Source organism: Micromonospora sp. NPDC005806, assembly GCF_042871425.1.
Taxonomy (GTDB): Bacteria; Actinomycetota; Actinomycetes; order Mycobacteriales; family Micromonosporaceae; genus Micromonospora.
Genome location: NZ_JBIAIL010000019.1, coordinates 68,659 through 88,625 on the forward strand (window position 1 = coordinate 68,659; position 19,967 = coordinate 88,625).

The following is a 19,967-nucleotide window of genomic DNA, read 5'->3' on the forward strand; positions in this document are numbered from 1 at the left end:
ACGACGAGGACCCGCGCCCCGACGGGTACGGGTCCTCGCTGCCGGGCGGGTGGTAAGTCAGTAGACGGTCACGCCGTAGGCGCTGGCCGCCTCGGTGACGGGCTGGTAGAACGTCGTGCCGCCGACCCGGCAGTCGCCGCTGCCGCCGGAGGTGATGCCGAGCGCCTTGGTGCCGTCGTAGAGCGGGCCGCCGGAGTCGCCCGGCTCGGCGCAGACGGTGGTCTGGATCATGCCCTTCACGGTGCCGCTGCCGACGTAGCGAACCCTGACGTTCAACGCGGTCACCGTGCCGCTGTGCGTGCCGGTGGTCGACCCGGTGCGGGTGACCGCCTCGCCGACGAAGGCGTTCGCCGCGGTGTAGCCGCCCGGGTGGGTCAGCGACGCGTTGTCGTAGCGGACCAGGGCGTAATCGTTGCCCGGGAAGCTGGAGCCGACAGTGGGGCCGATGAGAGTGGTCTGGCTGGAGTTGGTGTACCAGGTGGCCGCCACGTTGCCGCAGTGCCCGGCGGTGAGGAAGTGGTAGACGCCGGCCTTGACCACGTTGAAGCCGAGCGAGCAGCGGTAGCCGCCGCCGTAGATGGCGTTGCCGGCGGAGAGCAGCGGACGGAAGGTGCCCCGGGCCTGGTCGACCCGGATCGCGCCGGCGTCGGTGCCGGCGCTCTTCTTCAGGGTGGCCAGCTCGGCGGCGGAGACGCTCTCATCGGCGGTCACCACGACGCGACCGGACGCGACGTCCATGTGCCAGGCGATGCCCTCGACGCCGGAGGCCGCGACGGCGGCGTCGACCCGGGAGAGCTGGTCGGCGGTGTAGGTCCGCGGGGCGGCCGAGGCGGCACCCGGGACGGTGAACGCGCCGGCGGCCACCAGGCCGACGGTCGCGGCGAGCAGGGGGGTCAGTCGGCTACGGCGGATGCTCACGGTCTCCTCCTAGGACGGTGCAGGCCGCCGGTTGCGTCGGCGTCCATGCCCCTTTCGCCGCGGTCGGTTCGGGGTTGACCTCGGCGAACGCTGTAGCGGCGAGTATCCACCCAGGTCGATGCGATGGCAAGGGCCTCTGGCGCGGCGCCCCGCGCTGACTAGGGTGGGGGCGGGGAGGTGCGGCGATCATGGCGGAACTGAGCAGGGACGGGCGGGCCGGACTGGAGGCGGCGGTCCCGGGCGGGGTGCGGACGCGGGCCGCGGACCGCCTGCGGCTGGCCCACGACGCCTCCCACTACCTGCTGCACCCGAGCGCGGTGGTCACCCCCGCCGACGCGGAGCAGGTGGCCGCGCTGCTGCGGCACAGCCGGCGCTCCGGCACGCCGCTGACCTTCCGCTCCGGCGGCACCAGCCTCAGCGGGCAGGCGGTCACCGACCAGCTCCTCGTCGACACCCGCCGGCACTTCCGCGACCTCGACGTCCTCGACGACGGCCGGCGGGTCCGGGTGCAGCCCGGCGTGGTGCTGCGGCAGGTGAACGCCCGGCTCGCCCCGTACGGCCGCAAGCTGGGCCCGGACCCGGCCAGCGAGTCCGCCTGCACCATCGGCGGCGTCGTCGCCAACAACTCCAGCGGGATGACCTGCGGCACCGAGTTCAACACCTACCGCACCCTGGAGTCGGTACTGCTGGTGCTGCCCAGCGGCACCCTGCTCGACACCGGCGTCCCGGACGCCGACGACCGGCTGCGCGCCGCCGAGCCGCAGCTGCACGCCGGCCTGCTCCGACTGCGCGACCGGGTCCGCGGCAACCCCGACTCGGTGCGCCGCATCCGCGCCCAGTACGTCATGAAGAACACCATGGGGTACGGGGTGAATGCCTTCCTCGACCACGACTCGCCCGCCGACCTGCTCACCCGGCTCGTGGTGGGCAGCGAGGGCACCCTCGCCTTCGTCGCGGCGGCGACCCTCCACACCGTACCGGTGCACCGGCACGCCGCGACCGGCCTGCTCGTCTTCGACTCCCTGGGCGCGGCGATGGCCGCGATGCCGGCCCTCGTCGCCGCCGGGCCGGCGGCGATCGAACTGCTCGACGCGGCCTCCCTGCGGGTCGCCCAGACCGACCCGAAGGCCGACGCCGCGCTGCGCGGCCTGACGGTCCGGGAGCACGCCGCGCTGCTGGTCGAGTGGCAGGAATCCGACCCGGACGCCCTCGCCGCGCGGCTGGCGGCGGCCCGGCCGGTGCTGGCCGACCTGCCGCTGACCGCCCCGGCCCGGCTCAGCGGCGAGGCGGCGGCCCGCGCCGCGCTCTGGCATATCCGCAAAGGCTTGTACGCGGCCGTCGCCGGAGCCCGCCCGTCCGGCACCACCGCGCTGCTGGAGGACATCGCCGTCCCGGTGGACGCGCTCGCCGAGACCTGCGCGGCCCTCGCCGACCTCTTCGCCGGGCATCGGTACGAGGAGAGCGTGATCTTCGGGCACGCCAAGGACGGCAACCTGCACTTCATGCTCAACGAGCGGTTCTCCGGCGGCGAGGCCCCGGCACGCTACGCCGACTTCACCGAGGAGATGGTCGACCTGGTGCTCGGCCACGGCGGCACGCTCAAGGCGGAGCACGGCACCGGCCGGGTGATGGCCCCCTACGTGCGCCGCCAGTTCGGCGACGAACTGTACGCGGTGATGCGCGAACTGAAGACGCTCTGCGACCCGGACGCCGTGCTCAACCCCGGGGTGCTGCTCAGCGACGACCCCGAGATCCACATGCGGCACCTGAAGACCGTGCCGACCGTCGAACCCGAGGTCGACCGCTGCGTCGAGTGCGGCTACTGCGAGCCGGTCTGCCCCAGCCGCGACCTGACCACCACCCCCCGGCAGCGCATCGTGCTGCGCCGGGAGATCGCCACCGCCCGCGCCGACGGCGACCTCGCCCTGGCACGCGAGCTGACGGAGGCGTACGACTACGACGCCGTGGACACCTGCGCGGTCGACGGTATGTGCGCCACCGCCTGCCCGGTGCTGATCAACACCGGTGACCTGGTGAAGCGGCTGCGCGCCGAACGCCATGGCGGGGTCGCGCAGGCCGGCTGGCGGGGCGCCGCCACCCGGTGGGGCGCGGCCACCCGGGGCATGGCCCGCGGCCTCGACCTGGCCGGTGCGCTGCCGCCCGCGCTGCCCGAGGCCGCCACCCGCGCGGCCCGCGCGGTCCTCGGTGCCGAGCGGGTCCCGCAGTGGCGGCGCGACCTGCCGCGCGGCGGCACGGTCCGCCGTCCGCACCCGGTCGACGACCCGGACGCGGTCTTCGTCCCGTCCTGCCTCGGCACCCTCTTCTCGCCCGCCGAGGGCGGGTCGGGGGTCGCCGCCGCGCTGCTCACCCTCGCCGAACGGGCCGGAGCGCGGCTGCTCGTGCCCGAGGGCATCGCCACCGTGTGCTGCGGCACGCCCTGGTCCTCCAAGGGCCTGATCGCGGGCTACCGCGCGGTGCAGGACCGGGTGCCGCCGGCGCTGCGGGCGGCCAGCGGCGACGGGGCGCTGCCGCTGGTCAGCGACGCGGCGTCGTGCACCGAGGGCTTCACCAAGCTGGTCGCCGACGCCGGTGACCTGCGGGTGGTCGACGCCGTCGAGTACGCGGCGACCACGCTGCTGCCCCGGCTCACCGTCCGCCGCCGGCTCGGCTCCCTCGCCCTGCACCCGACCTGTTCGTCCACCCGCCTGGGGTTGGACGAGCCGCTGCTCGCCGTGGCCCGGGCGATCGCCGACGAGGTCGTGGTGCCCGAGGGCTGGCAGTGCTGCGGCTTCGCCGGCGACCGGGGGCTGCTGCACCCGGAGCTCACCGCCTCCGCCACCCGCGCCGAGGCCGCCGCGGTCGCCGCGCGGTCCTTCGACGGGTACGCCTCGGTGAACCGCACCTGCGAGATCGGTCTGGCCCGGGCCACCGGGCAGCCGTACCGACACCTACTGGAGCTGCTGGCCGAGTCCACCGCTTGACAGTCCGTGTCGCAGCGGTCCCGTACGCTCCCGCCATGATCGAGGACCTGCCCCGGTTGCTCAGTTCCTCCCGCCGGGGACACTGCCGCCCGGCCGGGTGGTGGAGCCGGAGGGCGGCGGACCGCCGCGGTACTGGCTGAGCGACGCCCCGATCGAGCCGGACCGCTGGGCGCGGATGCGGTCCCGGCATCGGGAGTCCGGGCTGTGGCCGCTGCTGCTGACCGGGTTGCCCCGCGAGGAGAGCCGACCCTGGGCCGACGGCGAGGTCCACCCGGCCGGCATGTCGTCGCCGGAGCACCACGACGCGGCGGACCTGCTGGCCCGGTGGTGGGAAGACTGCACGGACACCGACGAGGACGACATGCTCTCCGCCACCGAGCGGGCCGCGGTGACCGCCCCGTTCCGGCAGACCTGGCCGGGGATCGCGCTGCCCGGAGAATCCGCGGGACCCGCCGCCCACTTCGCCGACCGGTACGCGGAGTTCCTGCTCCGCACCCCGGCCCGGCTCGGCCTGGTGCCGGCCGGCCGGGGTGCGGACACGCTCGCCCTGACCGGCTGGTCCGGCCCGGCCAACCACACCAAAGACACCGGCGAGATCGCCGCCGTCGTCCGAAGCTGGGAGGAACGGTTCGGCGCGCGGGTGGTCGGGGTCGGGTTCGACACCCTCCACCTCAGCGTCGCCGCGCCACCCACCTCACCCCGGCACGCCCTGCGGGTCGCCGCCGAGCACTTCGCCTTCTGTCCCGACAACGTCTGGCAGGGCGCCGGCACGCTGACTGTCTATGCCGAGCAGCTCCTCGGCATGAACTCCTGATCCTTCTGGTGGGACTGACCCGCCGGTCAGAGCGTCCGGGTCAGCTCTGCGATGATCTCCGCCGCCGGGGCGGCCCGGGCGGAGCGCCAGCCGGTCCCGGCCCACAGGTGCAGCCGGTCGGCGTCACCGGCCTGCGCGGCGGCGGTGCGCAGCGGCCGGGTCAGGTAATGCAGCGCGGGGTAGCCCAGCGGGGCTTCCGCGTCGTACCGATCGATGAAGTCGTTGCGCAGCCCGCGGGCCGGCCGCCCGGTGAACGCCCGGGTGACCACCGTCCGGTCCCACCGGGGATCGGCCAGCGCGTCGCGGTGGGTGCGGCTGGTGCCGCTCTCCTCCGCGCGCAGCAGCAGCGTGCCGACCAGGACGGCGGCGGCACCGGCGGCGAGCGCCGCCCGGACGTCCTCCCCGCCGGACACGCCGCCCGCGCCGAGGACGGGCAGCCCGGTCTGGTCCGCGACGAGGCCGACCAGCTCCGGCAGGGGGCGGGACGCTGCCGGGGAGTCCGGGGTGAAGGTGCCGTAGTGGCCGCCGGCGTTCCCGCTCTGCGCGACCAGCCCGTCCACCCCGAGCGCGACGGCGGCTGAGGCCTCCGCCGGATCGGTCACCGTGACCAGCACCCGGCTGCCGGCCCGCCGCAGCTCCCGCACGACGGTCGCGGACGGGAGGCCGAAGGTGAAGCTGACCACCGGCACCGGGTCGCGGACCAGCAGGTCGATCTTCGCCGCCCAGTGGTCGTCGTCCTCGATGCGGGCCGCGGCCGCGAGATCCAGCCCGTAGGGTGCGCCCTCGGCGGCGATCCGGGTCGCGTAGCGGCGGAACTCCGCCTCGCCGACCTGCACCGGGGTGGGCACGAAGACGTTCACCCCGAACGGGAGTCCGCTGCCCCGCACCGCGGCGATCTCGTCCGCCACCGCCGCCGGAGTCTTGTAGCCGGCGGCCAGGAACGCGAACGCGCCGACCGAGCCGACCGCCGCGGTCAGGCCGGTGGTGGTCGGTCCACCAGCCATCGGCGCCGCCACGACCGGTACGTCCACGCCGAGCAGTTCCTGCAATCGCCTGTCCACCGCCCCAGTCTGCCCGCCAGGGCGCGGCGCCGGCGGCCGGTCCGCCGTGACATCCCGCACCGCCGACCCGGTGATCCGCCGCCGGCCGATCCCCGGCGCGGCCGTCCCACGCGGTCTACCGTGCAAATGAGCCGGTGTAACCGGGCGTACCGGGCGGGGGTGGGACGGGATGGCGGAATCGACGCGACCGCTGGCCGGGCGGGTCGCCGTGGTCACCGGCGCCGCGCGAGGCATCGGCCGGGCCGCGGCCGTGGCCCTCGCCGCGGCCGGCGCGGACGTGGCCGGGGTCGACGTCGCCGGGCCGGTCAGCCCGATCCTGGACTTCCCGCCCGCCACCCCGGAGGACCTGGCCGAGACCGGCCGGCTGGTCAGCGCGGCCGGCGCGCGCTGGTCCGCGCACGCCGCCGACCAGCGGGACATCGCCGCCGTGCGGGCGGTGGCCGACGCGGTCGAGCGGGACCTCGGCGGTGTCGACGTGGTCTTCGCCAACGCCGGTATCCAGGCGTTCAAGCCGCTGCTGGAGATGGCCGACCCGGACTGGCACGACCAGATCGACGTCAACCTGACCGGCACCGCGAACGTGCTGCGGGCCTTCGCCCCGCTGCTGGTCCGCCGCGGCGGCGGGCGGATCGTCGTCACCTCCTCCACCCAGGGGCAGCACGGCACGAAGAACGGGTCGGCGTACGCGGCCTCGAAGTGGGGCCTGATCGGTCTGGTGAAGTCGGCCGCGCTGGAGCTCGGCGGGCACGGCATCACGGTGAACGCGGTGATCCCCGGGCTGGTCGACACCACCCTCACCCGGCACGAGGACCGGTACGCACAGGCGATCGCCGAGGGCGGTCGGACGCCGTCCGGGGACGCCGCCGCCGACGAGCAGACCGCGATGGAACTGCTGCGGGCGAAGACGCCGCTGGGCGTGCCCTGGGTGCAGCCGGAGGACGTGGCGCCGCTGGTGGTGTTCCTCGCCTCCGACCAGGCGCGGATGGTCAGCGGCACCTCGTTCGCCGCGACCGGCGGCGACAGCGCGCACGTAACGGCCTGACGGGTGCGCCGGCCTGGACTGTGTGGACCTGCCGAGCCGGCGCGATGAGCTGATCAGGCGCCGGGCGGGCAGGGTGTGCCCGCCCGCCCGACCTCGCGGTACGCCGGTCGTCAGCGCTTCGCGGCCTGCTTCGCCGCCTGCGGCGAGGCGCCCTTGGTCACCTTGGACAGTGCCGTTTTCAACTGGCTCTCGGTCATCTTGGAGTTGCCCTCGATGCCCGCGTTGTGGGCTCGCTGGCGCAGCTCGTGCAGTTGCTGACGGTCAGTCATGGCTACCCCCATGTCGTCGCCGGGCAGGTGCCTGTGGTCCTGCGGCTGGACATTTCCGGCGCCTTCCTCCCGGAGTCGGACCATCGTGCCCGGCGTTCGTCGTTCTGCTTCCGCTGCCGCAGTCCGACGGTTACCCGGGGAGCGGCGGGAAGGAACCTGGACACGGGGCGTGTTCAGTGCCCTGCGGTTCGAACGGGGCGCGGGTGCGGCAGGCGTACGTCGTCCGGGCGCCCGCTCTGTGCCTCCGGGCCTCGTCCGAATCACAACAGGGGCTGCATTCCGCCCCAGCCCGTACCGGTCCGGATCTTGGTGGCGAAGCCGGTGCCCCGACCGCGGTAGAGATACAGGTAGCCGGTGGACTTCTCGACGGCGAGCAGATCCGGGTAGCCGTCACGGTCGAAGTCGCCGATGCCGACCAGGTCACGCATGCTGTTCCAGCCGGTTCCGACCTGCAGCTTGGTACCGAACCCACCTGCCCGTCCCGGGTAGAGGAAGAGATAGCCGGTGGCCTTCTGCCGGGCGAGGAGGTCTGGATAGCCGTCGCGGTTGACGTCGCCGATTCCCGCGAGTTCGTCCATGCTGTTCCAGCCGGTTCCGACCGCCGTCCGGGCACCGAACGACGTGCCACGGCCCGCGTAGAGGAACAGGTATCCGGTGGAGGTCTGCACGGCGAGCAGGTCCCGATAGCCGTCTCCGTTGAAGTCGGCGGCGGGGGTGATCTCGCGCATGGAGTTCCAGCCGATACCGATGCGGATCCGACTGGCCCACCCCGACGGGGTGTGCGGATACAGCCACAGATAGCCGGTCGCCTTGGCGCGGGCGATGACATCCTCATGACCGTCCCGGGTGAAGTCGGTCCGGATGATGGCATCCATGACGTTCCACCCCGTGCCGATGGTCGTGCGGCTACCGAGGGACGTCCCGTTGCCGGCGTAGAGGTAGAGGTTGCCGGTGGAGGGCTGGCGGGTCAGCAGGTCGGACCAGCCGTTACCGGTGAAGTCGCCGAAGGGGGTTCCCGGAACAGGAGCGACGTCCAGATAGTCGTTGTCTATGTTGATCGTCACTTCGCCCCAGGTCTCGTCGTGGCCGCCCCGGTACTGCTTCATCCGCCGCTGCGGCGACCAGTACGAGCTGGGGACAGCCGGGTCGGACACGGTGGCGATCCCGTCCCAGCGGGCGAGGTCAAGGTAGTCGGGGCGGACGTAGCCGGGCGTGTTGTAGGCGGCGACCTGGTCGGCGACGCCTGAGGCCAGGCTGCTGTAGAAGCCGGAGAGGTAGCCGAGGTCGTGGAGCCGCGCCGTCCACGCGCTCATGAAGGCGAGCACGGCGGAGCGGCAGGCCGGATCGTCGGTCCGGTACGCCTCCATGTCGAAGATGAGTACGCTCTCCGGTGCCAGGCCGAGCGCCTCCGCCTGTACGACTGCGTCTTCCGCCTGTGCGCGTCCCTGCGCCGCCGCGTTCGCCGGTTCGATGAGATAGCGCTTGGTGGACGTCGTGCACGGCGCCTGCAATCCGAGATAGATCGGCATGAGATGCCAGCCCGCCGCCTGCTGGGCGGCGACCCACGAGGGGGTCAGGTTGGGCTGTGCGCACGCCCGGTTGACACCGCCGAAGTAGATGCCGATCGACCGGTAGGGCGAGGCCGACCACGCCTGCATGGTCTCGGCTGACGGGGCGGTGCAGGCGTCGAAGCCCAGTCCGGTGAAGCTGCCGGGCGAGGGGTCCGGCCCCGCGACGGCCGCGGTGCGGGCGGCGGCGGTTGCCGGGGCGGCGGTGGTGTGGCCCGAGGTCGGCGCCGCTGCGGTGAGCGGCAGCACCGTGACGACGCCGACCAGGAGGGCGCGGATCAGGTGGCGCCCGGTGCGCGGGAGGTGGCTGCCGTCCATGCCGGTCTCGATTCTGGTCCTGGTGACCAACCGACTGGTCCTGCCATCCAGGGCAGCAGGTCCGACGTCGCTTCACCAGGGCCGAACGGACTGTTTCGCCTGATGAACGGCATGGCCGCAGTCAGCGCGGTTGGGGCTGCGATGGACGGCTGGACCTGGGTCCGGCCGCCCACCGCCACGGAGGGTGCCCGCCGGGCGGAGGGTCCCGGCGGGCGGCTCGAGTCCGGCTCGGTCGCTCAGCCGGCGGCGGCGGCCAGGTACCGCTCGGCGGCGTCCGGCGTCATGAACCAGTCCCGGAAGTCGTTCGGGTCGCTGAACCCGTTGGCGAAGCGCCGGGCCACGACCGGGTTCTCCGCGGCGACCCCCAGGATCTGCTGCACGTGCGGCGGCAGCGGCTGGAGCATCGCGTTGGTCCAGCCGGTGACCGCCTCGCCGGCGCCCGCCCAGAACCGCTCGAAGGTCTGGGTCATCCACTCCCGGTCGAACGGCCGGTCGCCACGCTCCACGATCGACCCCAGGTACGAGTACGCGCACTTCGCCGCGGTGTTGCTGCCCTGCCCGGTGATCGGGTCGTTGGCCACGACCACGTCGGCCATGCCCAGCACCAGCCCGCCCGAGGGCAGGTCCGCCACCGGCCGCCGCACGGTCGGGGTGTACCGGCCGGAGAGGGTGGCCCGCCCGTCGGTCAGCTCGACGTCGGTGCACCGCTCGTAGACCCACGGCGTGTAGCGGCGGGCCAGGTCGAGGGTCAGCTTCAGGTGCTCGGCCGGGTCCCGCCGGTCGGTCCACAGGTCCAGCGGTCCACCGGGCACCGCCTCCCAGAACAGGATCTCGCACGGTCCGGAGTGGGTCAGCGCCGGGATGACGAACAGCTCGCCCAGCCCCGGCACGGCGTTGAAGCCGACGTGCGGCACCGGCAGCAGCGGGTCCGGGGTCATCCCGTGCACGTACGCCACGGCCAGCCCACGCTGCGGCGCGTCGTACACCGAGCGCTCCGGGTCCCGGTCGAAGGCGCCGACCAGGTCGCCCTTGCCGGCGGCCACCACGGTCAGGTCGTACCGGCCGAGCCGGGTGAGCCCGTCCAGGTCGGACGTCGTCACCGTCTGGTAGAGCACGGTTCCGCCGCGCTGCTCGAACAGCTCCAGCCAGTCGGCCATCTTCACCCGCTGGTCGGTGCTCTGCGCCGGCTCGTCCAGCAGGCACGCGATCCGTAGCGCCCGCTCGCCGGGCGGCGCGGACAGCGACACCTGCAGCCCCTCGATCCGGGGCGCCCGGTCCTGCCAGAGGTCCAGTCCGTACCGGCGCTCGGTGGCCAGCGCCGTGCCGAACATGGCCTGGGTGCTCATCACCCAGCCCCGGCGGATCTCGTCCGGGGTGCGGGCGGACATCACGGTCACGTCGTAGCCCTCGGCGAGCAGGCTCAGGGCGAGCTGGAGCCCGGACTGTCCGGCCCCGACGATCAGGATCTTGCGCATGGTTCCTCCAGGTTGAGCTACTGCATTGCGAGCGAGCCGGCAGTGGGCCGGGCGGTGCGGGACATGGTGTGTTCCACGACCGCCAGCAGCGCCCGGGCCACCGACGACGGGTCGCGGGCGTCGCAGGCGACCAGGGGCACAGCGGCGGACAGCGCGAGCGCTTCGCGGACCTCGTCGAGCGGGTGGTGCAGCACCCCGTCGAAGAGGTTCACGCAGACCACGAACGGCACGTCGCTGTCCTGCTCGAAGTAGTTGATGGCCGGGAACGAGGCGGCCAGGTTCCGGGTGTCGGCGAGCACCAGCGCGCCGACCGCGCCCCGGCACAGGTCGTCCCACATCGGCCAGAACCGCGGCTGTCCCGGCGTGCCGAACAGGTACAGCACGAGGTCGGGACCGATGGTCAGCCGGCCGAAGTCCATCGCCACGGTGGTGGTCTTCTTGTCGATCCCCGGGTCCATCCGGTCGACGGTTTCGCTGGCCGCGGTCATCCACGCCTCGGTGTTGATCGGCGGGATCTCCGAGATGGACCCGACGCAGGTGGTCTTGCCGACGCCGAAGCCGCCCGCGATGACGATCTTCGCCGAGGTCAGCAGCGGAGGCTCAGGCAAGCTTGCGGAGGCCATCGCGCAGTCTCTCCAGGAGGCGGAAGTCGACGTTGTCGTGGTCGGTGTGGATCAGCAGCCGGTCGGTGGCGGCCAGGTCGTCGACGACCACCCGGGCCACGCCCAGTGACATCCCGCAGACTGCGGAAAGTTCGGCGACGGAGCGCGCCGCCCGGCGGGCCTGCTCGTACAGGGACCGGGCCTCGGGCAGCAGGCCGGAGGCGAACACGGCGTCGTAGTAGGGCACCGACACCAGGGTGTGCACCAGCAGCGGCTGCCGGGTGCGGGTCCGGCCGGCGGTCAGCACGTACGGCCGCACCTTCCAGTACCTCATCGGCATGATCAGCTTCTTTCGGCCGGGTCAGCGGGACTGACTGGCGGTCATCCGGTGCAGCTCGTGGCGGACGGCCGGGGTGAGGGCGTGCCACACCGCGCCGACGAACTGGGTCATCCGGTAGGAGACGACCCGCAGGTCGCAGCCGGGGGCGGCGGCCACCGCGAGGCCCGCCGACTCGCCGACCCGCATGAACAGCAGGTGCCCGCGTGGCAGCCGGACGGTCAGGTACTCGGAGGAGCCGAGGTCCAGCAGGGCCGCGCTGCGGTCGGCCATGCTCAGCAGGCCCGCGGTCAGCGCGGAGAGTTGGTCGCCGAGGTCCCGGTCGACGGTGCGGGAGGCGGCGAGCTGGAGGCCGTCCAGCGACACGAGCATCGCGTGGGTGACCCCCGGTACGTCCTCGGCGAACTGCCGGATCAGCCAGGCACAGTCCGGTACCCCCGGGCCCGTGGTCGTCGTACCGCTGCGGGGGAATGCGTGGGTCATCGCTGCTGTCCTTCGTCGCTGGTGGTCAGGGCGTCGCTGACGCCGGCGGCGAAGGCCGCCGTCTCGTCCGGCCATGCCTCGGGTGGAGATCCGGCGCCGGGGTCCGCCGGGGACGGCGCCGTCGCCGGGGACTGGTCACGGACGCTTCCCGGCACCCGCTGGGGCAGCCCGCCGGATGACTGCTGCGCGCGGGCCTGTCCGCCCAGCGTGGTCAGGGGCATGGTGGGCGAGTTGGTGCCGTCGTGGGGCGGGGCCATCTGGGTACTCCTGGAGTGGGTCCCGCCCCCGGCCGGCGGGGGCGGCCAGGCCGGGGGCGGGACAGGCGCGCCGGCCGGGTCTGCACCCGGCGCGGTGGGAATCTCACAGAGCAACGCGCCGGGGACGAACACGGTCGCCGTGGTGCCGCCGGAGGGCCGGTTGGTGAGGGCGACCCGTAGCCGTTGGGCGACGGCCAGGTGGGCCACCACGGCGAGCCCGAGATGGGCTGCGGGGTCGAGCGTGACCGGGGTGATCGGCTGGCCGCCGAGCAGGGCGTTGAGCTGAGTCAGGTGATCGGGGTGGATGCCCACCCCGGCGTCCTCGATCCGCAGCAGGACGCTGCCGTCCTCGGTGATGAACGCCGACACGATCACCGGGGAGGTGGGCGGGGAGAACCGGGTGGCGTTGTCCAGCAGTTCGGTGAGCACCCGGATCACGTCGTCGGCGGCGAACTCGACCACCGCCAGGTCCAGCACGTGGCCCACCTGGATGCGGGGGTAGTGCTCGATGGCCGAGCTGGCGGCTCGGACGACGTCGACCAGGGTCACGGTCTGCGGGTTGGCGTCCTCGACCCGGCGGCCCAGCAGGACCTGGAGGTTCTCCGCGTGCCGCCGGATCCGGGTGTTCGCGTGGTCGATCCGGTAGAGCCGCTCCAGCCGGTCGGGGTCCTGCTCGTCGGCCTCGACCGCCTCCAGGTGGGAGCCCATCTGGTACGCGGAGGCCATGATCCGCATCGCGAACTGCTCGCAGATCGCCGGCCAGGGGCCGGACGGCACCTCCTCGGGGCTTGACGGAGGCGGCTCGGGCGTCTCCTGTGGTGTGACGTCCCACTGAGCGACCGTCGGATCCAACCAGCGCGCCGCCCGCTGCCGCCAGCTCGCCCGGCGGTGACCCGCCGAGACGGCTGGGGTGATATCGGTGCTTCTCACGAAATTACCGGCCTGTCCGTGATGCTCGGCTCTGGCATGGTGCAGCAGTCAACCACCGTTTGTGCGTTGATTGCAACGGCCAAGGTCAACTTGGGGTGGTTTTCACACCCGGCGCGCCGCACTGCCACGACTTGTCCATCGGGCTCGCCCGGCGAAACGCAACAGCCGCACGGAGGGATTTCGCCGCGGACCGGACGGGAGCCGGTCGACGGACGTCCGGACGGCTGCGGCATGATCATGTGAGCGACGTCGAGCGGGGAGGAGACGGGCGGATGACGGCGGAGGTGCCGCGTGGTGGCCGGGTGCTCTTCATCGGCGACAGCATCACCGACGCCGGCCGGGACCGGAGCTGCGGAGCCGACCTCGGCACCGGGTACGCGATGATGGCCGGGGCCTGGTTCACCGCCCGCCACCCCGGCCACCGGGCCACCTTCCTCAACCGGGGCGTCAGCGGCGACCGGGTACGCGACCTGCGCGCCCGCTGGGAACAGGACTGCCTGGCCCTCGCCCCGCAGGTGGTGTCCGTCCTGATCGGCATCAACGACACCTGGCAGCGCTACACCCGGGACGACCCGACCAACGCCGCGGACTTCGCCCGCGACTACCGGCACATCCTGGAGGGCACCCACCGGCTGGGCGCGCGCCTGGTCCTCGTCGAGCCGTTCCTCGTCCCGCTCGACGACGAACAGCGCGGCTGGCGGGCGGACCTCGACCCGAAGGTCGAGGTGGTCCGCAAGCTCGCCGCCGAGTTCGACGCGACGCTGGTCGCAGTGGACGACCTGTTCCAGGCCGCCGAGGTGGACGACCGGGTGTGGACCCGCGACGGCGTGCACCCGACGCCGTTCGGGCACGCGCTGATCGCCCAGGCCTGGCTGCGCGCGGCCACCCCGGCGGCCTGAGGGCCGGGCGGCGTCCGCCCGACCCTCGGCGGCCTCAGCCGGCCAGGTCGAGCTGGAGCGTGGCGATCTCCCACGCCCGCAGCGGCAGCCGGACCTGGCCGCCGTCGACCGGCAGCGGCTCGCCCGGCCGGCCGCGCAGGTCGGCCCGCCACGCGCCGCGTACGTCACGGCCGGTCCCGATGACGGCGGTGGTGTCGCGGCTCGCCACCACCCGCAGCTCGACCCGGCCGTCCCGGTCCCGGACGCTGGTCAGGGTCACGCCGTCCCCGGCGACGGTCAGCCCGGTCACCGGCGCCGGCAGCCCGGCGGCCGGATCGCCGGCACCCGGGAAGGGCAGCAGCTCGTGCCGGTACGCCTCGGCCGCCTCCGCCACCCCGGCGGTGTTCCAGTCGCCCCGGAACGGCAGCACGGCGAGGTCGACGTGGCGTTCGCCCCGGCACTGTGCGAGGGGCGTGGGCAGCTGCGGGCCGGCGGGCTCGTCCCGCAGGGCGTGCCGGTTACGGGACAGCATCGCGATCGCCCGCAGCACGGTGACCGCCAGTTCCCGACCGGAGTCGACCAGCTCGTACTCCGTCGGCTGGGTCAGCAGCACGGCGAGCGACCCCTCGGTGCCGCCGGCGGCGACGAACCCGTTGGCCGGGAACGTCGGCAGCGGCACCTCGCCGCCGCCACCTTCGGCGGTCAACCCACGCTCGACGACCGCGAACTGACCCTCCGCGTACGACGCGGCCGCCGGTGCGGGCAGCGGCAGGTGCAGGCGTACCCGGTGGTCGTCGCAGCGGTTGTCGAAGCTCAGCCGCAGCCGGGCGAAGCGCTCACCGCCCCGGACCTCCACCCTGGTCGTGACGATGGTGGTCTCCCGGTCCACGCGGCGGGAGCCGGCGTCCACGTCGGCGCCGACCGGCCACCGGTATTCGCGGACCACGTCGAGCACGGCGACCACCGGGCCGTCGTGCACCACCACGGTGCGCACCGCCCGGGGCTTGTCGACCAGTTCGTCGGCGGCCGGTGGGGCGTAGTTGTAGCTGTCGCCCACGTCGCCGCCGTCGACGACCCGGCCGACCCCGTCGACGGTCCATCCGTCCGGGGTGGACAGCCGCAACGTGCCGTCCTCGGCCACCTCGACACGGAGCAGGCCGTTGTCGACGGTCCGGTCGGTCACCGTCACCGGCCAGGTGCCGCCCTGCGCCGGGTCGGCGAGCGTCGGCCCGGCGGCCGGACCCGGCAGCGCCGCCGCGTGATCGGGCAGGGCCACCGGACGGACCGCGGCCAGGCCGAGCGGCGGCGCGGTGACCAGCGCGGCGACGGTCGCCCGGGGGGCGGCGACGATACGTACCCGCCACCGGTCCGGGCCGGTGACGGCGGCGAGCGCCAGCCGGACGTCCTCGACGTCGAACGACGGGTCGCCGTGCTGCGCGACCTGGAAGGTGAGGGTGGCGTCGGCGGGCGACACCGACCAGGCGGTGATCTCCTGCCCGTACAGCTCGGTCCCGTGCACCCGGGTGAGGATCGCCGGCAACTCGGCCGCCGGCACCAGGTCGTCGGCGAGCAGCGTCCGAGCCCGGTCGAGGACCTGGGCGGGGACGACCGTGCCGTCGGCGTCGACCAGGCCGACGGGCCCGTCCGCGGGTGCCTCGACGTCCAGCCGGACCAGCGCCGTGCGGGTCGCCGGGGTCGGGTTGAACAGCAGGTATCCGTCGCTCGGCACCGCGGTGGCCAGCCGTGCCCCCACCAGGTCGCAGACCGCCCGGCCCAGCTGGTCCGCCTCGGCCAGTCGGGCGGCCACCTGCTCGGCGGTCTCGTCGCAGCCGCACCCGGTCACCGAGTCGTGGCAGCTCGCGTCGATCAGCCGGGTCCAGGCCATGCCCAGGAACCGCTGCACCGACGGGTCGTGGTACAGCGCGGCGAGGGGTTCGGCGTACCGTTCGACCCGCCGCTCGGCCCGGCCCATCGCCTGCTTCAGGTGGGCGCGTACGGAGATCACGCCGGGCAGGATGTTCGCCCGCGCGTGTGAGCGCAGCTCGCCGGCCACCACGGGCAGCCCGTCCACGGTGGTCGGCTGGGTGGCGAAGTACTCCGCGAGGGTGCCCAGGCGCAGGCGTACCCCGTCGACCGCGGCCGTGGCGAGCAGGTCCGGGGCGTCCGGGGCGGGTGCGGCGTGGTCGGTGCCGTACATGGCCAGCACGGGGGTGTCCAGGCCGTCGGGCCGCCAGTCGCGCAGCCGCTCGGCCAGGTCGGCGGCCCGGCGGGTGACCAGCCGCGGGTCGTCCATCAGCCCGGCCGCGTTGCCGTAACCGCCCGGCAGGTATTCGGTGCGGATCGTGGTGCCGTCCGGGGATTGCCAGCCGAACGTGTGCGACCGCACCCGGTCCGGTACGCCCCGGAAGACGCAGGCGTGGGCCAGCCCTGCGCCGGCCAGGAGCTGCGGCATCTGCGCGATGTGGCCGAACATGTCGGGCAGGTAGCCGACCGGCATCGCCCCGCCCAGGGTGGCGCTCCGGGCCAGCCCGCGCTCCAGGTTGCGGACGATGTTCTCGCCCGAGCAGAGGAACTCGTCCAGCAGGATCTGCCACGGCCCGATCGCCAGCCGCCCGGCCCGGACCAGCGCCTCCACCTGCTCGCGGCGTTCGGGACGTACCTCGAGGTAGTCGTCGACCGCGGCGAGCTGACCGTCCAGGGTGAACCGCTGCCGCTCGTCCTGCGCCATCCGGTCGAACACCTCGTCGAGCAGGGCGACGAGACGTAGCCGGAACCGTTGGAACGGCTCGTACCACTCCCGGTCCCAGTGGGTGTGCGGTACCACGATGATCTCGGTGGGCATCAGTTCCCCGCCTCTCCGCCGATCGCCGCCCCGGTCAGCTCCCCGTAACGGCGTACCACCTGTTGGCTGGTGCGTAGGTCGGCCGCGCCCTCGGCGGCGCCGGTCAGCGGGCGCGCGCCCGCGGTCACCATCGCGTGGAAGGCGACCAGTTCCTGCTCGAACGCCTCGGTCACCGACCGGAACTGCGCCCGCCGCTCCCCACCGTCGTGCCGGTCCACCGCGGTCAGCGTGGTCGGCGCGTTGAGCAGGTACGGCGACGGGAAGACCAGCTCCAGTGCGCCTCGCGCGTGGTGCAGGGTCACCGTCTCCCGGTAGGCCGGGCAGTCCGGCAGGTTCAGCCAGCGGATGCCGTACCGGCCGCCGGCGGGCAGCCGGCCGGAGATCTCCACCGACGGCTCCGCCGGCCCGTCCGGCAACGGCCAGGTCGCCACCTGGTCCACGGTGGCCGGTGCCCCGGTGAACAGCCGCAGCAGCGACAGGTCGTGCGAGATGCTGTTGATCAGGATCTGGTAGAGAGTGCGCGCGCCGGCGTCCGCGCCCACCGCGGCGTCGAGCAGCCGCGCGTCGTCCTCCCGCAGCCGGGCCACCGCCGCGTCCGGCAGGTCCCGGGGCGCCGGGGGCAGGTTGGCGAAGGCGAGCTGCTGCTCCCCGGCTGCGTGCAGCACCGTCACCTCGACCGCGTGCACCGCCTCCGGGCCGCCGATCACGTCCAGCAGCCGGGCCGCCTCGGCGACCGCCGGGTCGTACTGCTTCATGTAACCCACCATCAGCCCGGCGTCCGCCCCGGCCAGCCGGTCGGCCTCGGCGAGGGTGTAGGCGAGCGGCTTCTCGCAGAGCACCGGGAGCCCTTGGCGCAGCGCGGTCGCGGCCAGCTCGCCGTGCGAGCCGGAGGTGGCCAGCAGCACCGCGTCGCAGCCGCCCGCGTCGATCATCGCCGCCGCGTCGGTGTGCCGGCGCGCCGGTTCGACGCGGTACCGGTCGCCCAGTTCGGCCAGCCGCGCGGGGGAGAGGTCGCTGAGCGCGACGACGTCGAACAGGTCGGTGCGGCGTTGCAGCAGGGGCAGGTGCACGGTACGGGCGATCACGCCGAGCCCGGCCACCGCGATCCGGATCCGCTTGCCCGGCTCGGTCATCGCAGCACCCCCTCGACCCAGCGCAGGTTGGCGTGCTGGTCCGCGCGGATCCGGTCCAGGTCCCGGCCCTGCGCGGGTGCGTCCTGCTCGATCACCAGCCAACCGGTGTAGCCGGTCTGGTCCAGCTCGCGCAGCACCCCGGCGAGGTCGACGTCGCCCGCGCCGAGGGCGCAGAACCCGCCCGCGGCGACCACCTCGGCGAGTCCGCCACCGGCGTCCCGGACCCGGTGGTGCACGCCCAGGTCGGCGCCCTTGAGGTGCACCTGGCCGATCCGGCCGGCCCACCGGTGGACCGCCGCGACCGGGTCGCCGCCGGCCAGCGTCAGGTGCCCGGTGTCGAGGCAGATCGCCACGTCGGTGAGTTCCAGCAGCCGGTCGGCCTCCGCCTCGGTCTCCACCAGGGTCCCCAGGTGGTAGTGGAACACCGGTTCCAGGCCCCGGTCGCGGCAGCGGTCGACGGCCTGCTGCACCCGGGCGGCGAAGCCCGGCCACTCGCTCGCGGGCAGCGCGGAGGCCAGGTCCGGCGGGGTGCCGGGGCGGGCCATCCGGGCCGGGTCGCCCGGGCAGGCCAGCGTCGGGCGGGGCGCGAAGCGCGGGTCGTCGACGGTGACGGCGGTGAACACGTTCAGTGCCGCGTCGAGCTGGGCCAGGTCCTCGGCGAAGCCGTCCGGGTCGGCGAAGCGCAGGTCGACCCAGCCGCCGGCGAGCCCGATCGCGGTGGCAGCGAGCCGGTGGCGCAGCGTATCGCCGGTGCCGAGGTAGCCGATCGGCCCGGAGTCCACGCCGGTGTAGCCGTCCGCGGCGAGCGACGCGAGCAGGTCCTCGGGGTCGACCTCGGGGTCGGTCGGCTGGTAGATGCCGTAGTTGACCGGGGCCCCGGCCACTCTGGTACGTCCGGTCAGCCGCACAGTGCGATCACCTCCATGCGGTGGGACTCCAGGACGTGCAGCCCGTCGGCGGCCGGCAGCAGGCACCGGTCGCCGTGGACGACCCGGTGCCGGCCGTCCGGGTAGCCGAGCAGCGCGCCGTCCGCGCCCAGCGCCAGCAGCTCGTCGCCGAGTCGCAGCAGCAGCGGCGCGTCGGGGCCGGCGGAGATGGCGGTGCGGCCGGCGGCCAGGGCGTCGCGGACCGTGGCCTCGTCGGTCGGGTCGCCGTCCACGAGCACCCAGGTGGTCGGCGCGCCGGGCAGCGCGTCCGCGCCGGGCCGGTGGAAGTCGCTGCCCCCGACCGGTACGACGTCCGGCCGCCACGCCTGCGCCCAGGCGAGCGGGGCCCCCCAGGTGCGGTCCCACCAGCCGGAGTGCCACACCTCGACGAGGCGGGTGCGGGTGGTCACCGGCTGCCGCCAGGCGCAGTCGCCGCCGAGCGGATGGTTGACCGACAGCAGCCCGCCGGCCCGCTCCGCCGCGGCGAGCCAGTGGTCGGCCGGTTCCCGGAAGTCGATCCAGCCGACCGGTCCGAACACGTTGGCGTGCCCCCGGTCGGTGGTCACCTCCTGCCCGGCGACGAGGGTGATCCCGTACCGGCGCGCCGACTCGGGGAGCCAGGGGTGGTGGCTGACGGTGTTGTGGTCGGTGACGGCGAGGAAGTCCAGGCCCCGGGAGACGGCGAGGGCGGCCAGTTCGTCGATGGTGTGGTTGCCGTCGCTGTGCACGGTGTGCGCGTGCAGGTCGCCGGCGAGCCACCGCCGCCCGTCCACCTCGGGCAGCGCCGGGCGCGGCGGGCGTTCCGGTCGGGGCGGCGCCGCTGCCGAGGCTGGTGGTCCCGGCGGGGTGCTGCTGGTGGTGGCGGTGACCTCGTACGGCAGGCCGTCAGGCGGGATCCGGTGCAGCCGCAGCAGCACCTGCCACTCGCCGGGTTCCAGCTCGCCGGGCAGGTAGCCGGGGGTGGCCCAATCGGCGGTGATGGTGTACTCGTCGCGGGCACCGCCGGACCAGCCGCGGAAGCCGTCCGGTCCGAGGCAGCCGAGGTCGAGCACGCCCGCGTCCCGGGGGTGGTCGAGCCGTACGGTGAGCGCGGCGGTCCCCGGGGCCACGGTGACCGGCAGGGCCCGCATGAT

The 19,967-nt window shown here is 74.1% G+C and carries 17 protein-coding genes; 4 read left to right on the top strand and 13 right to left on the bottom strand.

Going from position 1 to position 19,967, the window contains the following annotated elements; translation table 11 throughout:
• Window positions 1-57: 57 nt before the first annotated feature.
• A complete protein-coding gene (locus tag ACFYOS_RS20315; protein WP_387143643.1) occupies window positions 58-918 on the bottom strand; it encodes a S1 family peptidase in 861 nt (286 codons plus the stop codon).
• A 188-nt stretch (window positions 919-1,106) separates the two neighbouring features.
• Between ACFYOS_RS20315 and ACFYOS_RS20320 the strand changes: the two genes are divergently transcribed.
• Window positions 1,107-3,899, top strand: coding sequence for an FAD-binding and (Fe-S)-binding domain-containing protein (locus tag ACFYOS_RS20320; protein WP_387143646.1), 2,793 nt, complete (start codon window positions 1,107-1,109; stop codon window positions 3,897-3,899).
• Window positions 3,900-3,996: 97 nt separating this feature from the next.
• The gene (locus ACFYOS_RS20325; protein ID WP_387143649.1) at window positions 3,997-4,713 is read left to right on the top strand and encodes a DUF4253 domain-containing protein; all 717 of its coding nucleotides are present in this window, start codon (window positions 3,997-3,999) and stop codon (window positions 4,711-4,713) included.
• Window positions 4,714-4,739: 26 nt separating this feature from the next.
• Here the strand turns inward: ACFYOS_RS20325 and ACFYOS_RS20330 are convergent, their stop codons facing one another.
• Complete coding sequence (locus ACFYOS_RS20330) at window positions 4,740-5,774, bottom strand: nitronate monooxygenase (protein ID WP_387143652.1); 1,035 nt, start codon at window positions 5,772-5,774, stop codon at window positions 4,740-4,742.
• Between the two features lie 169 nt (window positions 5,775-5,943).
• On the opposite strand from ACFYOS_RS20330, the gene ACFYOS_RS20335 reads away from it, so the two are divergent.
• Window positions 5,944-6,816, top strand: a complete 873-nt coding sequence (locus ACFYOS_RS20335) for an SDR family NAD(P)-dependent oxidoreductase (RefSeq protein WP_387143655.1) — start codon at window positions 5,944-5,946, stop codon at window positions 6,814-6,816.
• A gap of 110 nt (window positions 6,817-6,926) precedes the next feature.
• On the opposite strand, the gene ACFYOS_RS20340 is transcribed toward ACFYOS_RS20335, so the two are convergent.
• The 7 genes from ACFYOS_RS20340 to ACFYOS_RS20370 all read right to left on the bottom strand — a co-directional run bounded on the left by ACFYOS_RS20340 (window position 6,927) and on the right by ACFYOS_RS20370 (window position 13,055).
• Window positions 6,927-7,085 carry a hypothetical protein gene (locus tag ACFYOS_RS20340; RefSeq protein WP_387143658.1) on the bottom strand — a complete coding sequence of 53 codons (159 nt, stop codon included), beginning with the start codon at window positions 7,083-7,085 and terminating at the stop codon, window positions 6,927-6,929.
• A 260-nt stretch (window positions 7,086-7,345) separates the two neighbouring features.
• Window positions 7,346-8,971, bottom strand: coding sequence for a glycoside hydrolase domain-containing protein (locus ACFYOS_RS20345; RefSeq protein WP_387143660.1), 1,626 nt, complete (start codon window positions 8,969-8,971; stop codon window positions 7,346-7,348).
• A gap of 236 nt (window positions 8,972-9,207) precedes the next feature.
• Window positions 9,208-10,446, bottom strand: coding sequence for a styrene monooxygenase/indole monooxygenase family protein (locus tag ACFYOS_RS20350; RefSeq protein ID WP_387143663.1), 1,239 nt, complete (start codon window positions 10,444-10,446; stop codon window positions 9,208-9,210).
• 17 nt (window positions 10,447-10,463) lie between these two features.
• Window positions 10,464-11,069 carry an ATP/GTP-binding protein gene (locus tag ACFYOS_RS20355; RefSeq protein WP_387143666.1) on the bottom strand — a complete coding sequence of 202 codons (606 nt, stop codon included), beginning with the start codon at window positions 11,067-11,069 and terminating at the stop codon, window positions 10,464-10,466.
• Complete coding sequence (locus ACFYOS_RS20360; protein WP_387143669.1) at window positions 11,047-11,388, bottom strand: DUF742 domain-containing protein; 342 nt, start codon at window positions 11,386-11,388, stop codon at window positions 11,047-11,049. The genes ACFYOS_RS20355 and ACFYOS_RS20360 overlap by 23 nt, the downstream gene beginning before the upstream one ends.
• Before the next feature lie 21 nt (window positions 11,389-11,409).
• Window positions 11,410-11,868, bottom strand: a complete 459-nt coding sequence (locus tag ACFYOS_RS20365; RefSeq protein ID WP_387143672.1) for a roadblock/LC7 domain-containing protein — start codon at window positions 11,866-11,868, stop codon at window positions 11,410-11,412.
• Window positions 11,865-13,055, bottom strand: a complete 1,191-nt coding sequence (locus ACFYOS_RS20370; protein WP_387143675.1) for a sensor histidine kinase — start codon at window positions 13,053-13,055, stop codon at window positions 11,865-11,867. Before ACFYOS_RS20370 ends, ACFYOS_RS20365 begins: the two co-directional genes overlap by 4 nt.
• A 272-nt stretch (window positions 13,056-13,327) precedes the next feature.
• Here ACFYOS_RS20370 and ACFYOS_RS20375 point away from each other — a divergent pair, with 272 nt between their 5' ends.
• The gene (locus ACFYOS_RS20375; RefSeq protein ID WP_387143678.1) at window positions 13,328-13,954 is read left to right on the top strand and encodes an SGNH/GDSL hydrolase family protein; all 627 of its coding nucleotides are present in this window, start codon (window positions 13,328-13,330) and stop codon (window positions 13,952-13,954) included.
• Window positions 13,955-13,988: 34 nt separating this feature from the next.
• Here the strand turns inward: ACFYOS_RS20375 and ACFYOS_RS20380 are convergent, their stop codons facing one another.
• The 4 genes from ACFYOS_RS20380 to ACFYOS_RS20395 are packed head-to-tail and all read right to left on the bottom strand — an operon-like array spanning window position 13,989 to window position 19,964.
• On the bottom strand, window positions 13,989-16,775 hold the full coding sequence (locus ACFYOS_RS20380) for a hypothetical protein (protein WP_387143681.1): 2,787 nt from the start codon (window positions 16,773-16,775) through the stop codon (window positions 13,989-13,991).
• Window positions 16,775-17,908 carry a Gfo/Idh/MocA family protein gene (locus ACFYOS_RS20385; RefSeq protein WP_387143684.1) on the bottom strand — a complete coding sequence of 378 codons (1,134 nt, stop codon included), beginning with the start codon at window positions 17,906-17,908 and terminating at the stop codon, window positions 16,775-16,777. Before ACFYOS_RS20385 ends, ACFYOS_RS20380 begins: the two co-directional genes overlap by 1 nt.
• Window positions 17,905-18,816, bottom strand: coding sequence for a sugar phosphate isomerase/epimerase family protein (locus tag ACFYOS_RS20390; RefSeq protein ID WP_387143687.1), 912 nt, complete (start codon window positions 18,814-18,816; stop codon window positions 17,905-17,907). The genes ACFYOS_RS20385 and ACFYOS_RS20390 overlap by 4 nt, the downstream gene beginning before the upstream one ends.
• On the bottom strand, window positions 18,807-19,964 hold the full coding sequence (locus tag ACFYOS_RS20395) for a CehA/McbA family metallohydrolase (RefSeq protein ID WP_387143690.1): 1,158 nt from the start codon (window positions 19,962-19,964) through the stop codon (window positions 18,807-18,809). The genes ACFYOS_RS20390 and ACFYOS_RS20395 overlap by 10 nt, the downstream gene beginning before the upstream one ends.
• Window positions 19,965-19,967: the final 3 nt, after the last annotated feature.

Excerpts from the sequence above, each read along its gene's own strand:
- ACFYOS_RS20320 (WP_387143646.1), top strand. The coding sequence starts at position 1,107 with ATGGCGGAACTGAGCAGGGACGGGCGGGCCGGACTGGAGGCGGCGGTC.
- ACFYOS_RS20335 (WP_387143655.1), top strand. The coding sequence starts at position 5,944 with ATGGCGGAATCGACGCGACCGCTGGCCGGGCGGGTCGCCGTGGTCACC.
- ACFYOS_RS20340 (WP_387143658.1), bottom strand. The coding sequence starts at position 7,085 with ATGACTGACCGTCAGCAACTGCACGAGCTGCGCCAGCGAGCCCACAAC.
- ACFYOS_RS20345 (WP_387143660.1), bottom strand. The coding sequence starts at position 8,971 with ATGGACGGCAGCCACCTCCCGCGCACCGGGCGCCACCTGATCCGCGCC.
- ACFYOS_RS20350 (WP_387143663.1), bottom strand. The coding sequence starts at position 10,446 with ATGCGCAAGATCCTGATCGTCGGGGCCGGACAGTCCGGGCTCCAGCTC.
- ACFYOS_RS20355 (WP_387143666.1), bottom strand. The coding sequence starts at position 11,069 with ATGGCCTCCGCAAGCTTGCCTGAGCCTCCGCTGCTGACCTCGGCGAAG.
- ACFYOS_RS20360 (WP_387143669.1), bottom strand. The coding sequence starts at position 11,388 with ATGCCGATGAGGTACTGGAAGGTGCGGCCGTACGTGCTGACCGCCGGC.
- ACFYOS_RS20365 (WP_387143672.1), bottom strand. The coding sequence starts at position 11,868 with ATGACCCACGCATTCCCCCGCAGCGGTACGACGACCACGGGCCCGGGG.
- ACFYOS_RS20375 (WP_387143678.1), top strand. The coding sequence starts at position 13,328 with ATGACGGCGGAGGTGCCGCGTGGTGGCCGGGTGCTCTTCATCGGCGAC.
- ACFYOS_RS20380 (WP_387143681.1), bottom strand. The coding sequence starts at position 16,775 with ATGCCCACCGAGATCATCGTGGTACCGCACACCCACTGGGACCGGGAG.
- ACFYOS_RS20385 (WP_387143684.1), bottom strand. The coding sequence starts at position 17,908 with ATGACCGAGCCGGGCAAGCGGATCCGGATCGCGGTGGCCGGGCTCGGC.
- ACFYOS_RS20395 (WP_387143690.1), bottom strand. The coding sequence starts at position 19,964 with ATGCGGGCCCTGCCGGTCACCGTGGCCCCGGGGACCGCCGCGCTCACC.